The following is a 14,599-nucleotide window of genomic DNA, read 5'->3' on the forward strand; positions in this document are numbered from 1 at the left end:
ACATAATAGACATCTACTTTTTAAGATGTCATTAAAGGTTACTTCTAGGCTGCAAATTCTCTCTTCTTATTGATGTAGGTTGAGATATGAACTTTATAAAAATCATTTTCCAGAAAATCTGGGCCGTTGTGATGGTCTTGATTAAATTCTGCCTGTTTATGGCGGTAATGTTTGCCGGTGCATGGGCTCTTGCACCGTTAGGCACAATCCATTCTAAAGACATCGACATGTCTCAATTCAACAATCATCCCAATGAAATGATGATGAACTTCTTCCAGATGGAGTACTTCTCTGGTTATTTGTTCTCAGTGACCATTGCTGTGGTATTAGCCGGTGTTTACGGCATGTGGCAATTGCATGAACTGGGAGTGCATAAAGCAAAAGAGCACAAAAGCGCTCACGTACAGATCGTGTTTGCACTGTCACTTTGTGGACTGTTCATCAGCAAAACATTCTGGGTTATCGCCTTGGTTATCGCATTGGCGAACTGGAAACATATTGGTCAATCACTGAGTGATGTTATTCGCCGTGGTGTTCAGCCTAAACAAGATGCGACTAATGCAGCGACAGCGGCTGTCCACGTATCACCTGAACAATCGGTAACAGAGCCGTCTCAAACAAATCAGTCTCCAGTAGAACAATCTTCTAAAGAACAGGCTTCAGAAGAAAAGGCTCCAACAAAACCATCCCCTACAGAAAAAGAGGTCGCATAATGAAAGAGATGATGATTCCATACATCCTAATTGTATGGTCACTGTTTGCGACAGGTGCACTGAAGAAGAACTTCAAAAACTACACGTGGGCTGCCATTGGCGGCGTAACAATTCTTGCGGTATTAGCGGTTATCTCTCGCTTATGGGCACCGGTTGATTTAACCAACTCAACCACAGTGAAAGCACCACACGCGGTAATGTCACCTATCTTTGGTCAGCAGATCGACAAAGTGCTTGTTGAGCACAACCAAATGGTTAAAGAAGGCGACGTAATTTACACACTCGTCGACATCGATTCTGCCGCAGACAAAGCAAAGATCGAATCTTCAATTGTTCAGAAAGAAGAAGAGATCAAGCAAATGACTCGCGACTTAGAGCGCGCTGAAACGTCACCTGAAATCTTCAATATGCGTGACGTAGAAAAATACGACTCAGACCTTCGAGTGCTGCACGCTCAACTTGTATCGTTAAAAGCCGATCTACAAAAAGTAAATTGGGCGCAAGAGAAGAAAACCATTAGAGCTGAATTTGATGGTCAAGTATCGATAGTGAATATTGCTGAAGGTTCTGTCATGGGTAACATGCACCTCTACAACACCAGCAAAAAATTCCTTGAGATGCGTATTTCAGACCAAACTTACGGCTATGTTCAAGTAGGAGACTTCGCAGAGTTCTTCGTTGATGCCTACCCAGGGCATGTGTTCAGAGCAAAAGTACACAGCTTTAATGCAGGTACGGGTGAGTCGAGTATTTCTCCACTTCAGGGGCCACAAAGCGTCGGTCAACACGTGGTAAGAAACGGCAACGGTTTAGGCCGTACCATCGTACTTGAGATCATCGAACCAGAAGGTTTCAATATCCCAATTGGTTCAGCTGGCGCAGCTTGGATTTCTGCTGAGAAGCCACATCCGTTCTGGGGCTTTATTGATGTAATCGGTGCGGCAACGGTTCGCCTACAATCTTACAAGTCTTACTTAGGCGCTTGGTAAGTACTTAGGTTTTCGGCAAGTACTTAGGTGTTTGGTAAGTACTCAGGTTCTCGGTAAACACTTATATAACAGCCATTAATTCCAAATTAAATGCCCTGAATGTCAGGGCATTTTTGTATCTGTCACAAGCTCATCTGGCTAATTGATTCAGATCAATTAAAATCGTCAATACAATCATTAACAAAATAAAACATCGTAAAAACGATAGATTGAAATCCTATTAGCGCGTAGATAGCGCCCCCTCTCCTGTCTATTATTTGGCTCAAGAAATCCAATTCCTGTATCCAAATATAAGGTCACTATCATGACTAACACATTCAAAAAAATGGCACTTCCAGTTGCAATCGCAAGTGCACTATTTGTTTCTGGCTTTGCATCAGCAACGCCTGTTGTTGAAGCTACATCAACGGTAGGCCAAGAGCTTCAAACCGCAAATGCAGCTCAATACCAAAACATCGATCTTGATGCGCGCTACAAAAGCGAGGTTCTATTCGAACACGAATCAAACATGTTCTGGGGCAAAGGCGAACGTATCCAAGTGCTTTCAAAAACGGGCGATTCACTGGCTTTCACAGAAGAGTCTGATCACGTACACCCAATCCTAACCAAGCACGGTCGTAAGATGGACCAAGCTATCATCAAAGTTGATGACAATGTTTACCTTGGTTACGGCTTCGGTCTGGACACTCCAGTCATGATCGAAGGTGACGATGGCATCATCATCGTTGATCCAGGCGAATCAGTACAAATGGCCGAATCGGTAAAAAACCAATTCCGCGCCATCACAGACAAACCAGTAAAAGCGATCATCTACTCGCACAACCACATTGACCACATTTCTGGTGTTCGTGCATGGGCAACAGATGAGCAAGTGGCTTCTGGTGAAGTGAAAATCATCGCTCAAGAAGATCTGACTCAAGCTGTCGCTAACTGGTCTTCAAACCTCGGTACACTGTTTGGTCACCGCACTTCTTACACAGGTGCAAAACACGTTGAAGAAGGCGAACACGGCACAGTAAACGATGGCCTTGGCCCTCGCTTCATGCAAGGTGATATCTCGTTCATTGAGCCTAATATGCTCGTTGAAAAAAATGGCACATTAGACATCACAATCTCTGGCGTTCACATGCAGATCGTAAACGTGCCATCTGAAACTAAAGATGAAATCGTGGTTTACCTTCCAGAACAAAAAATCCTGCACGCAGCAGAGGTTCTACAAGGCGAAAACTTCCCGAACCTACACACGATTCGTGGTACGAAATTCCGTGACCCAAGCATGTGGTTCAAGGGCATCGACGTTATGCGTCAATTCGATACAGAAATCATGATCAACTCGCATGGTCGTCCTGTTGAAGGCAAAGAAGCGGTAGCGGATGTACTAACGGCTTACCGTGATGCAATCCAATACACACACGACCAAACGATTCGTCACATGAACAAGGGTCTAACACCTGACGAACTTGTTGAAGTTGTTAAGCTACCTAAACATCTTGCTGACCACCCTTGGTTAGGTGAGCACTACGGTACTGTTGCACACGCTGTTCGCCAAATTTACGTAGGCTACAACGGTTTCTTCGAAGCCGATCCGTGGCAGCTAGAGCCAATGGCTTACGAGCAACGCGCTAAAGCGTTCGTAGAAATCATGGGCGGTCGTGACAACATCATCGACACAGCGAAAGCCGCGATCAAAGCAGAAAACTACACATTTGCAGCAGAGATTCTTTCTTACCCAATCACGGTGAACAAAGACGACATGGAAGCTCGCGCACTGAAAGCACAAGCTTACAAAGCATGGTCTGCAGACCAAGTGAACATCAACTGGCGTAACTGGGCATTAAATGCCGCTGCTGAGCTAGAAGGTACTCGCGATTTCTCTAACATGATCAGCTTTGCTTCTGTAGACGTTCTAACAGCCCTACCAAGTAAGCAGATCTTCGACATGATGACGTCGACTCTAATTGCAGAGAGCACGTTAGATGTAAACATGGCGCTAACGTACAACTTCTCTGATACGAATGAGTCATTCACTATCGAAGTTCGTAACGGTATTGCACAGCTTCATGAAACAGCTGTAGAAGGCGCAGATGTTCAAATCAACACTTCTCGTCAAGTGCTGAACCAAATCCTGATGGCTGGCCCTAATGCTCAGCAAGTGATTGGTAAGAACATGCAGTCTGGTGAATTCAAGTTCTCGAATGGCGATATCAAGGGCTTCGGTCTCTTCATGAGCTACTTCGACAAGCCTCTTTCTCCTGAAGAACTGATGCTTATCGTTCGTTAATTGGATATACACCAATTAAAGGCCTGCTAAGGATGGCGAGCCGATAACTAAGGGACCCATAGTGGTCCCTTTATCGTTTATTTATTGGTACAGTTCGCAGCCTTCACTCAACGATCTAGGTCTATTGTTAGGGTAAGGAAACTGCCCTACTTCGTTTAAGGTTCACACATGCTAAAACGTTTTGTTCTATTGCTTTCACTCAGTTCTTCTCTGGTATTCGCTTGCGGCTTACACCAAGAAACCGGGTTTAGTTTGGTGACTGAACCGGGCTCACTCGAAGTGTTTGGCAACATCATAAATGCTCGACAAGATGACGAGTTCGGAAACCTAGATAAACCGGATCATTTCAAACTGTTTGCGATAAAATCAGCCCTCGCAAAGGCACATCCGAGCAAGATTGAGTTCAACTTATTTGAAGCAATTAAAGGCCACTACAGCCAAATCAGCATTGAAAAAGGCGTGAACGTTTCAGGAAGAGACACTTTGCCGACAGAGAACGATTTATTGCTTATTACAGAGCTCGATGTGTTCGATGCATTGGCGAACGGAACGATCTCTTGGGATCAAGCGACGCTGAATGGATTAGTGGTAATCAATGGCCCTCAAGACAAACGAGAGCAACTTGAAGATTGGTTTAGTGATATTTTCGAGGGGCTGTAGTTCTCAGCTGAACGGCAATATAGATGACAAGATAAACAGACAATCAGATAAAAGGTCGTTGAACCCTCGGATTTAAAAACAGTGAGGGTTCAACGACAAAACTAAATCAAAAAAGCGTAGGCAACGGAATCAGTTCCAGTCCAAGTACGCCGCTGATGCTCATCACCACCAGCAGAGAGACCTTGAAGACTGTCTTTGACCATTGGATGTAGTTAAGACAATCAACCTTACGGAACGTCACTTTGGTCCACATAAAGCAAACGGCTGCCGACACGGCTAGGTATTCATAACCCGCCTCTCCGAGTAAAAATAACCCCAGAGCAACCGCACCAAACGCCACCACATAAGCTTTCATGTGCTGATGTGCTTTATCAACGCCCTCTTTCACCGGTAAAACAGGAATGCCTGCATCGCGGTAATCTTGAATGCGGAACATCGCAATCGCATACGAGTGTGGCATTTGCCATAAGCAGAACATGATGAACAGCAAAACCGCTTCTAAGCTCAAGTAATTCGTCACACCAAGGTAACCAACTAATGGCGGAACTGCGCCAGAGATACTGCCAACTAAGGTGCCGTAAACCGAATTACGCTTGTACCACATTGTGTAGAAAAAGACGTAAAACACATAGCCAAGCAACACCACAACCGCAGACATCGGATTAACAAATTGAAACAGTAACGCTGTGCCTGCCAACAACATAACTAACGCATAGATAAATGCGACGTCTGTGTTGATATTCCCCTGAACCAATTCACGGTTCTGGGTACGTTTCATTTTCTGGTCGATATCTCGATCAAAAATGTTGTTCACCACGCAACCTGATGCAATCACCAGCCCTACACCCGCTAAAGTCGTCAGTAACAACATCGCACTGGCTGGTTCTGTTTTTGCGGCGAGGAAGAACCCCGCCGCAACAGAAATCAGGTTGCCGAAAATGATGCCCGGTTTGGTAATAGACAAATATTTTTTCAGCATACCTTGGCCTACAACTTCATGTTGACGTTCATGTTGTAGATGATCCATACCGAGCCCGCGATAAGAATCAATACAACAATGGCAGTAAACATCAGTGACACCAAGTTCCAACGCCCATCAGAGGATTTCGCTTCCATGTGTAAGAAGTACTTAAAGTGCACAAAGATTTGCACCAGCGCACAACCGAACAAGATCACGTAAGTTTCCGTGCTTGGTAGCGCATGTGACCACACAATGTAGAACGGAATAATGGTCAGAATCAGTGACGCAATAAAGCCTTTCACATAATCCGTTGCACCGCTGTCTAGATGCTGTTCCATTACATCACCCCCATTAAGTACACGATGGTAAATACGCAAATCCAAACGATATCAAGGAAATGCCAGAACAGGCTTAAGCACTGGAAACGCATCGACATATTGTCGTTCAAGCCTTTGGTTGAAAGCTGGTGATACGCCACCGCCATCCAAATCAGACCGAACGTTACGTGCAAACCGTGTGTGCCAACCAAGGTAAAGAACGCAGAAAGGAATGCGCTTTCTTGAGGGCCATAGCCTTCTGCAATCAAGTGATGGAACTCGTACACTTCCATACAGATAAAGGCTAAACCCAATACGAAAGTGACTTTTATCCATCGCTTCAGTCCCGTAACGTCTTTGCGCTTCATCGCAATCATACCAAAGCCAAAGGTGATACTACTGAACAACAGCATCATGGTTTCGACAAACACGAACGGCAGTTCAAAGATGTCTTTACCTGTCGGACCTGCGATAGATCCACTCTCAAGCACGGCATAAGTCGCGAAAAGCGTGGCAAACAGGACACAGTCACTCATCAAGTAAACCCAGAAGCCAAACAACTTATTGCCCGCAGCTTCGTGGTGATGATCATGCGAGTGTGCAAGATCATAAGTGTGTGACGGAGTATTAGCTTGCATACGTCGTCTCCAAGTCATCTTTATTGTCGTTGTTATCACTGTCAGCGCTGTTACCACGACCAGAGTTGTCGCCTTTCACTGACTGTTTCTTTGCTTCTTCAAGCTGTGCACGTCGAGCCGCTTCAATCGCTTTGATCTCTTCAACTTCCACGTAGTAGTCCACATCGTCGTTGTAGCTGTGTTGAATACACGTCACCACGATGCCCACTAAGCTTGCTGCTGCTAACCACCAGATGTACCAGATCATCGCGAAGCCAAATGCCAACGCCCATGCAGAAACATAGATACCTGTCGGTGTATTCTTCGGCATGTGAATACGTTCGTATTCTTCTTCCTGAGTCGGGTCAAACTCACCACTTTGCTTTTGATACCAGAACGAATCGATCTCATCGCCCTTAGGCAATTTTGCAAAGTTGTAGAACGGCGGTGGTGAAGACGTTGCCCATTCAAAGGTACGTCCACCCCATGGGTCACCGGTTAGATCTCGGTTTTGGTCGCGGTCACGAACACTCACGTAAATCTGAACGAACTGACACACCACACCCATCGCAATTACGCCGGTACCTGCAGCCGCAACCGCCAGTAGAGGGAAGAATTCAGGGTTGATGTCTTGGCTCAAACGACGCGTCATGCCCATAAAGCCCAGAGCGTAAAGCGGCAAGAACGCCATCAAGAAACCAATGATCCAGCAGTAGAATGCGCGTTTGCCCCAAAGCTCGTTCAGAGTGAAACCAGTCGCTTTCGGGAACCAGTAACCAATCGCAGCAAAACAACCGAAGACAACACCACCGATGATTACGTTGTGGAAGTGAGCAATCAGGAATACTGAGTTATGCAGAATGAAATCTGCGCCCGGTACTGCCATCAATACACCCGTCATACCACCAACGGTGAAGGTGATTAGGAAGCCCACTGTCCACATCATTGGCGTGGTAAAGCGGATACGACCTTTGTACATGGTGAACAGCCAGTTGAAGATCTTAACCCCGGTTGGGATAGAGATAATCATGGTCGCGATGCCGAAGAAGGCATTCACATTGGCGCCAGAACCCATGGTGAAGAAGTGATGCAGCCAAACCACAAACGCTAAAATAGTGATAGCCACCGTTGCCCATACCAGAGAGGTATAACCAAACAGTTTTTTGCGAGAGAAGGTTGCAGTCACTTCAGAGAACACACCAAAGATAGGCAAGATTAGGATGTACACCTCAGGGTGTCCCCATGCCCAAATCAGGTTCACATACATCATCACGTTGCCACCAAGGTCATTGGTGAAAAAGTGCGTGCCGATGTATCTATCCAAAGTCAGTAACGCGATGGTTACCGTTAGGATTGGGAAGGAGATAATGATCAGGATGTTGGCACACAGAGACGCCCACGTGAATACTGGCATCTTCATCATTGGCATAGATGGAGTACGCATGCGCAAAATAGTCGCGAAGAAGTTCACACCCGTTAACGTGGTACCCACACCGGATATTTGCAGCGCCCATATCCAATAATCGACCCCGACTCCCGGACTTGCCTCAATGCCAGACAAAGGCGGATACGCCAACCAACCCGTACGGCCAAATTCACCTAAGCCCAGTGACATGTTGGTTAGGATGATACCCACTACAAACAGCCAGAAGCTCAGGTTATTGAGGTAAGGGAACGCAACATCACGAGCACCAATTTGTAGCGGTACAATGATGTTCATCAGGCCGATAACCAAAGGCATCGCGACGAAGAAAATCATTATCACGCCGTGAGCCGTGAAGATCTGGTCATAGTGATGTGGCGGTAAATAGCCTGTCTCACCCGCTGCAGAAAGCAATTGCTGACTACGCATCATGACGGCATCGGCAAAGCCACGAACTAACATCACCATCGCGACCGCAATGTACATGAAGCCCAATTTTTTGTGGTCTACAGAAGTAAACCATTCATTCCAAAGGTATTGCCACTTACCGGCTTTTGTTACCGCATACACCACTAAACCACCCACTAAAGCGATCATGGTTAACGTGAACAAAATAATGGGTTCGTGGTAGGGAATTGAGTCTAGAGTTAATCTTCCAAACATGACGATTATCCTTGGGTTTCCGGCAAACAGTTCATTGAACCAGGGTGCTGGGTCACAACATCAGTGAATAAAAATGGTGGGATACTGGAAAACAGAGTCACAGGTTCAGCCACACTCGGCGCAGCCAAAGAACGGAATTGCTCCCAGTCTTCAATACGGTCCGGGCTTGCTTTCACTTTTTCCACCCAGTTTAGAAACGCCACTTGATCAGGCATGGCTGATGCGGTGAATTTCATTTGAGAGAACCCTTTACCACTGTAGTTCGATGCAAAACCTTTGAAGTCACCTTCGTGGTTCGCGATCAAATTCAGCTTGGTCACCATTCCCGGCATCGCGTAGATCTGCGAACCAAGACGCGGGATAAAGAACGCGTTCATGATGTTGTCTGAAGTTAGCTTAAACGTCACCGGTACATCTTTCGGGAACGCAACATAGTTAACCGTCGCAATGTTTTGCTCCGGATAGATGAACAGCCACTTCCAGTCCAGAGAGACCACTTCGATCACCATAGGCTTAACGTCACTCTCCAGAGGCTTGGAAGGCTCTAGTTCGTGTGTTGTTCGCCAAGTGATGGTGGCCAGAATCGCAATAATGATGATTGGAATCGTCCATACCACTATTTCAATCTTGGTTGAGTGCGCCCAGTCAGGTGCATACTCTTCTGTGGTGTTGCTTTCACGGTATCTATAAGCAAAGTAGATGGTCATCAGGATCACGGGGATGACGACAATCAGCATCAGCAACAGAGCAGTAATAATCAGCTCCTTTTCCTGAACGCCAACGCTACCTTTTGGGTCGAGCAATGCGGAGTTACATCCTTCGAGCATCAGGACGGTTCCCACCAAACCAATCCTCGACAGATTTGCTCTCGATAAAATGCGTTTATATCTTGAAGCTTCCATTAACTTTCTCGATGGTTATCCAGCCTCAGAACGAACGCCCGAGTACTGGTTGTCATGGTCATTAGAATATTTATGTGTTGAGCATGTGAAACGACGCATCTCAAAGCGAAACGGAATTAGCCACTATCTTGAACAGTCGACAGTTAAACAGTCGACAGTTGAACAGTTGAACTGCCAAGTTAAAACAACAGTGCTGCGAAGCCGAAACATTGCCGCACGGTTAAAACCACACAAAAAATATGACTTAATTGTTACACTTTGAAATACATTGTTACATTTGGCGCATTATGAGGAGTTGAAATTGAAAGCTCACCAAACAAACTTGGAAACTAACCTTCCAGTTATGAAAGTGAGATGTGGGAAATTGATGCAATTCAGACGCACAACATGAACGTGCCACACGAGTCGAGCCATGTGCGGACAAGGATTAAAGCGAAACAGGAGAGAGAAAAGTAAACACGCAGTAGAAACAACAATGATTGATTACATTAGAAAGAGCGAATTAAGCAAAGTGTGATGACTGTCAAATTTATGAATTCACATAAGATTTTAAAGGTATTTAGAAAAGACATCACTTCAGACAGCAACCCATCAGGAATTCAAATAACACCCTGCTTTTTATGATAATTATGTCAGTTATACGCAGCAGAAAACGAGCAGAAATGGGGATAAAAAGCCGATTTCATGAGTATTTTGATGGGTTTTAAGTGGGTGTTACTCCCCTCAATAGAGAGGAGTAAGGGTCACCAAAGAAGAGATTATGCTGTTGGTTCGACGACGGTTTTGCGCTGATTTTTAGTCATCAAATGATAAACCACAGGCACAAAGTAGAACGAGATAAGGGTGGTTAATACTGTACCGCCGACAATCGCGACCGCAAATGGAGGCCAGAAACCGCCACCAGCAATAATCAACGGCATAAAGCCACCAACGGTTGTAATCGTGGTCGAGCTGATATGGCGAGTACACGACATCACTGCCTCAACGACCGCATCCACATTGCCTGATGAGGCTTGCTTATCGAGTTTCAATTCCGTCAGAATGACGATGGCAGCGTTAATCGCTAAGCCCGCAATCCCGAGCATGGCGATGATCACCGTAAAGCCGAACGGATAACCGAAGATCCATACCGACAACAGCCCTAGCCCACCTGCCAATCCTGCGACCATGAAGATGATGCTACTCATTCGGAACGAGTTGAACGACATCACCACCACCAACACCATCAATACCACCACAACGGCGACATTCGAGATCAGGCTATTGACTGAATTGTCTCGTTCAGCGGATTCGCCACCAAAGCCAATCGTGTAGCCCGATGGCATCTCATAGTCTGCTAGGCGTTTTTGGAATTCATTAAGTACGGTTTGAGGTAAGACACCCGCTTCAATGTAACCCTCGATGGTATTCACACGCTGCCCGTTACGACGAGTAATCGCACCACGACTGGTCGTCAATTCAAGCTCAGCCAGAGTCGACACATTGATGCCCGTTGAGTACACCTCAGAACTGATTGGCAAGCGAATATTACTTAAGTGCGCTAAGTTTTCACGCGCGTCATCCGCAACACGAACACGAATTGGCACCGATTCACTGCCCTCAATTACCGAGCCACTTTCGCGACCTGTCAGCGTGGTTTGCAGCATGCCAGCAAACTGGTTCAATGAAATACCGTTAAGTTTCGCGGTGTCTTCATCGACCTTCAACCACACCTTAGGTGTACCCGGTTGCAGTGTTTCCCTTGTGTGAGTCACATGAGGCACACCCGCCAGAATCAAGCGAACATCTTCACCAATTGCTTTTAACGTATCAAGATTTTCACCATACACACGCAGTTCTACTGGCGCGGTAAATGGAGGCCCTTGGTTAAGCTTTCTCACCAAGATCTGCGCTTGTGGTACTTCTTTATCTAACACCTTTTGAAGTTCAGGAATTAGCGCATTGGCTTGATCAAAATTTTCTGTTTTCACCATCGCTTGCGAGAAGTACGGCGCGTTGTTTTGTCTAGCTTGTAGGTTGTAATAGAACGATGGGAAGTTTGCGCCCACCAGCCAATCGATACGTTCTACTTCAGGATAACGATGAATGATGTGGTCTATTTTTTCAGAAGTATTCTTGGTCGCATAAATGCTCGCTTGCGGCGGCATGTACACCTGAATCTCAAACATGTCTCGGTCTGATGGTGGGAAGAATTGCTCAGTCAGTTGAGACATACTCCAGTAACCAGTAAACGGTACCAATAAAACCAGAGCAATCGTGATGATTGGATGCGTTACACCAAAGCGGACAGAAGACGAGAACCAACGTGTTAAAGCGGGGATTCTTAAGCCTGTCATATACCAGTGATGTTGACCTTTCTTATCCACATCGCTGAGTTGTTTAGGTAGTAACTTGGTCGCTAAACCTGCGATTAAGGTATGCGAAATCACATAAGAACCGATCAACGAGAAAGACACGGTAATCGCAATTCCCCCCACGAACTCACCCGAAGCGCCAGGCATCAGAATGATCGGTGCAAACGCCAATACGGTGGTTAAGGTTGAGCCTAATAACGGAACCCATAAATGCTTCAACGCATTCATAGTCGCTTCAGCGCGCTGTTGCCCTTTCAGGCGATAAGCTTGAATGGTATCAACCATTACCACCGCGTTATCCACCATGATCCCGAGAGCCACAATTAGGCCCGTCACCGACATCTGGTTAATCGGCACACCGGTCATTTTCATGATCGACAGCGTCAGCAATGAAGTTAACGGCAAAGAAATCGCCACCAATATTGCAGCACGAACACCCAAGGTGACAAACAGCACGATCAAAATCAGACCAAAACCGATCATCAGGCTTTTACCCAAATCGTCCAAGCGAGTTTCGGTATAGCCTTGTTGATTGAAAAGCACGTTGACCTGAATATTGCTCGGCAACTCTTGCTCAAATCGACTGATGAGCGCGTTGGCTCGCGACGTCCAGTTATCAACTCGCAGATCAGGGTGCATTCTTGCCGCAACAATCACACCCGGCTCACCATCAATAATGGCAATCTGGTCTTGCGGAGTTTTCTCACCACGTTTCACAGAAGCAATGTCTTCCATGCGGATGATGTGACCATTACTGTCGGTGGCGATTGGCACTTGCTTAATACGTTCAATGGAATCAAGCTCAGACTTAATCTCTAAGCCAAAGCGAGAATAAGCACTGACCAATTCACCGGCAGAGTTTTTCGCATCTGCTCCTTCCAAAGATTCTGCGATATTAGCACTTGAACGACCAAGCGCGGCAGCATCGGCAGTGCGTAAACTGATTTGAATCTCTTCTTGCGGCATCCCGTATTCATCAACGAATTCAGTTCCCGACAAGGTTCGTAATCGCTTAGCGAGTTCTTTGGCATAACGACCCAGCGTTAATCTGTCAGGCTCGCCGGCACCAGACCAAGTTAGCGCCGTAATCGTGGTAAAAGCATAGGTATGATCACTGTCGAGATCGGGAGAGTGAGAACCCGCAGGCAAAATGGATTCGATGTCAGACAGCTTGTCACGAGCTTGAGACCAAACTGGCTCTGGCTCGGTAACCACATCATTGAGTTCCAAAGTAACAATCGACACACCCGGCCTTGACGTCGAGCTGACGAGTTTAACCTCACTTAACTCGCGTAGTTTGTTCTCAATAACCTCGGTGACCAAGGTTTCAACACGCTCAGCACTGGCGCCGGGGAAGCTGGTTGTGATGTTCGCGTAGCGGTTTATGATTACTGGATCTTCTGCACGCGGCAGAGTCATGAACGCAGAAATACCACTCACCATCAGCAGTGCGGTCATTAAAATAAGCAATCGAGTGTTAGAAATAGTCTCTATGATTTTCATACTATTTCCTATTCAGCAGTAACGCTGGCTGGCTTCACGGTTTGGCCGGGAACCAAACGATGTAAACCACTGGATATCACCTGCTCGCCTTCGCTGATTGCACCGCTCACGTAGGCTTGTTGGTTGTTGGCAAACAACACCTGCACGCTTCGACGTTCAACCTTATTATCTTTACCAATAACGAAGATATTCCACACACCACGTAAACCATCGATCAAACCCGTGAGCGGAACCCAGTAACCTTGGTCATCGATTTGCTCATCAAACTTAAGGTACGCAAGTTGCCCTTCTAAAACAGAAGCTTGCTCAGGAAACAGGTAACGTAGGCCAACACTGCGAGATTGAGTATCCACCATCGCCCCCGGATTAAGCAGGCTCACAGCGAAATCGTCTCGCCCGACACGAATACTTGGCGAAGAAAGCGAAGTCACTTTTTGCATTTGATGGGCAGGAATACCAATGAACGCTTCTTTGCCTTCAGAGGCAAGCAGTGTCAGGGTTGGATTACCCACATTCACCACATCACCCAAAGAGACAAAGCGTGTTGCGATGGTGCCTGAATATGGCGCAAGAATTGTCGATTTCACCAGCTTCAATTGATTGCCTTTTACTGAAGCATCAATGCGTAGCAAGTTCGCCTGCAATACACGTTGCTCACTAGTGAGAGAATCAATCTCAGCCTCGGCACTGAAGCCCTTTGCTTTCAGTGAACGTTGACGCTTCAAGTTTGCCGCCACAAGGCTCAGTTGTGCTTTGACTTCTTCAGCCTGTGCTTTCAGTTGGCTAGACTCTGTTTCCAATAACTGAGTATCCAATCGGATCAACGGCTGACCTTCGGTTACTGTGTCACCGACATCCACCAGAATCTCGTTTACTTTACCCGCCAGTTCGAAACCTAAATTGGCTTGCTGACCCGCTTTAACGACACCAACATATTCACGCTGTACCGCATAAGAGGAAGATTGCGCCAAGGCCATCGTTTCTACAGTTAAAATGGTTTGGACGCTCGAAGCCGTTTCATTGGGTGAATCAGCCGACTCTTGGGCTTGTTCCTTTTCGCCACATCCAACAAGAAAAGCCGATAGAGATAACGCCACCGCACTTCCCTTCATCAATTTATACATACTCACTGTTCCTATGCGGTAATCAATCCTATTCTTTTTTTAGACTAACCAAACCAAACTAGACTGTCTAGTTTGATTGTGTTAAAAATAAG

The 14,599-nt window shown here is 46.2% G+C and carries 11 protein-coding genes; 4 read left to right on the forward strand and 7 right to left on the reverse strand.

The window, feature by feature from the left end; translation table 11 throughout:
* Positions 1 to 86: 86 nt before the first annotated feature.
* From OW495_RS11125 to OW495_RS11140, 4 genes are all read left to right on the forward strand, one after another.
* Complete coding sequence (locus OW495_RS11125) at positions 87 to 713, forward strand: magnesium transporter (RefSeq protein WP_102514324.1); 627 nt, start codon at positions 87 to 89, stop codon at positions 711 to 713.
* Positions 713 to 1,702 carry a biotin/lipoyl-binding protein gene (locus OW495_RS11130; protein WP_017107610.1) on the forward strand — a complete coding sequence of 330 codons (990 nt, stop codon included), beginning with the start codon at positions 713 to 715 and terminating at the stop codon, positions 1,700 to 1,702. The genes OW495_RS11125 and OW495_RS11130 overlap by 1 nt, the downstream gene beginning before the upstream one ends.
* A gap of 304 nt (positions 1,703 to 2,006) precedes the next feature.
* Positions 2,007 to 3,983 (forward strand): alkyl sulfatase dimerization domain-containing protein, encoded by a 1,977-nt coding sequence (locus OW495_RS11135; protein ID WP_102514325.1) that lies wholly within the window; start codon positions 2,007 to 2,009, stop codon positions 3,981 to 3,983.
* Between the two features lie 168 nt (positions 3,984 to 4,151).
* Entirely contained in the window at positions 4,152 to 4,643 is a 492-nt protein-coding gene (locus tag OW495_RS11140) for a hypothetical protein (RefSeq protein WP_248374471.1), read from the forward strand.
* A gap of 106 nt (positions 4,644 to 4,749) precedes the next feature.
* Here OW495_RS11140 and cyoE read toward each other — a convergent pair whose 3' ends face one another.
* From cyoE to OW495_RS11175, 7 genes are all read right to left on the reverse strand, one after another.
* Entirely contained in the window at positions 4,750 to 5,622 is an 873-nt protein-coding gene (cyoE, locus tag OW495_RS11145; RefSeq protein WP_102384196.1) for a heme o synthase, read from the reverse strand.
* An 8-nt stretch (positions 5,623 to 5,630) separates the two neighbouring features.
* Complete coding sequence (cyoD, locus tag OW495_RS11150; protein ID WP_010439794.1) at positions 5,631 to 5,942, reverse strand: cytochrome o ubiquinol oxidase subunit IV; 312 nt, start codon at positions 5,940 to 5,942, stop codon at positions 5,631 to 5,633.
* The gene (cyoC, locus tag OW495_RS11155) at positions 5,942 to 6,577 is read right to left on the reverse strand and encodes a cytochrome o ubiquinol oxidase subunit III (protein WP_080967339.1); all 636 of its coding nucleotides are present in this window, start codon (positions 6,575 to 6,577) and stop codon (positions 5,942 to 5,944) included. The genes cyoD and cyoC overlap by 1 nt, the downstream gene beginning before the upstream one ends.
* Positions 6,549 to 8,624, reverse strand: a complete 2,076-nt coding sequence (cyoB, locus tag OW495_RS11160; RefSeq protein ID WP_050612784.1) for a cytochrome o ubiquinol oxidase subunit I — start codon at positions 8,622 to 8,624, stop codon at positions 6,549 to 6,551. The genes cyoC and cyoB overlap by 29 nt, the downstream gene beginning before the upstream one ends.
* 5 nt (positions 8,625 to 8,629) lie before the next feature.
* A complete protein-coding gene (gene cyoA / locus OW495_RS11165) occupies positions 8,630 to 9,526 on the reverse strand; it encodes a ubiquinol oxidase subunit II (protein WP_077680639.1) in 897 nt (298 codons plus the stop codon).
* 758 nt (positions 9,527 to 10,284) lie between these two features.
* Positions 10,285 to 13,383 carry an efflux RND transporter permease subunit gene (locus OW495_RS11170; protein WP_102514327.1) on the reverse strand — a complete coding sequence of 1,033 codons (3,099 nt, stop codon included), beginning with the start codon at positions 13,381 to 13,383 and terminating at the stop codon, positions 10,285 to 10,287.
* An 8-nt stretch (positions 13,384 to 13,391) separates the two neighbouring features.
* Positions 13,392 to 14,507, reverse strand: coding sequence for an efflux RND transporter periplasmic adaptor subunit (locus tag OW495_RS11175; protein ID WP_102514328.1), 1,116 nt, complete (start codon positions 14,505 to 14,507; stop codon positions 13,392 to 13,394).
* Between the last annotated feature and the right edge of the window lie 92 nt (positions 14,508 to 14,599).

It is taken from the genome of Vibrio sp. 14N.309.X.WAT.E.F5, from assembly GCF_030397615.1.
GTDB lineage: Bacteria > Pseudomonadota > Gammaproteobacteria > Enterobacterales > Vibrionaceae > Vibrio > Vibrio lentus.

Bases quoted from the DNA above. Each gene is read 5' to 3' on its own strand.
- cyoB (WP_050612784.1), bottom strand. From the start codon at position 8,624: ATGTTTGGAAGATTAACTCTAGACTCAATTCCCTACCACGAACCCATT.
- cyoA (WP_077680639.1), bottom strand. From the start codon at position 9,526: ATGGAAGCTTCAAGATATAAACGCATTTTATCGAGAGCAAATCTGTCG.
- OW495_RS11175 (WP_102514328.1), bottom strand. From the start codon at position 14,507: ATGTATAAATTGATGAAGGGAAGTGCGGTGGCGTTATCTCTATCGGCT.
- cyoE (WP_102384196.1), bottom strand. From the start codon at position 5,622: ATGCTGAAAAAATATTTGTCTATTACCAAACCGGGCATCATTTTCGGC.
- OW495_RS11130 (WP_017107610.1), top strand. From the start codon at position 713: ATGAAAGAGATGATGATTCCATACATCCTAATTGTATGGTCACTGTTT.
- cyoC (WP_080967339.1), bottom strand. From the start codon at position 6,577: ATGACTTGGAGACGACGTATGCAAGCTAATACTCCGTCACACACTTAT.
- OW495_RS11140 (WP_248374471.1), top strand. From the start codon at position 4,152: ATGCTAAAACGTTTTGTTCTATTGCTTTCACTCAGTTCTTCTCTGGTA.
- OW495_RS11125 (WP_102514324.1), top strand. From the start codon at position 87: ATGAACTTTATAAAAATCATTTTCCAGAAAATCTGGGCCGTTGTGATG.
- cyoD (WP_010439794.1), bottom strand. From the start codon at position 5,942: ATGGAACAGCATCTAGACAGCGGTGCAACGGATTATGTGAAAGGCTTT.
- OW495_RS11135 (WP_102514325.1), top strand. From the start codon at position 2,007: ATGACTAACACATTCAAAAAAATGGCACTTCCAGTTGCAATCGCAAGT.
- OW495_RS11170 (WP_102514327.1), bottom strand. From the start codon at position 13,383: ATGAAAATCATAGAGACTATTTCTAACACTCGATTGCTTATTTTAATG.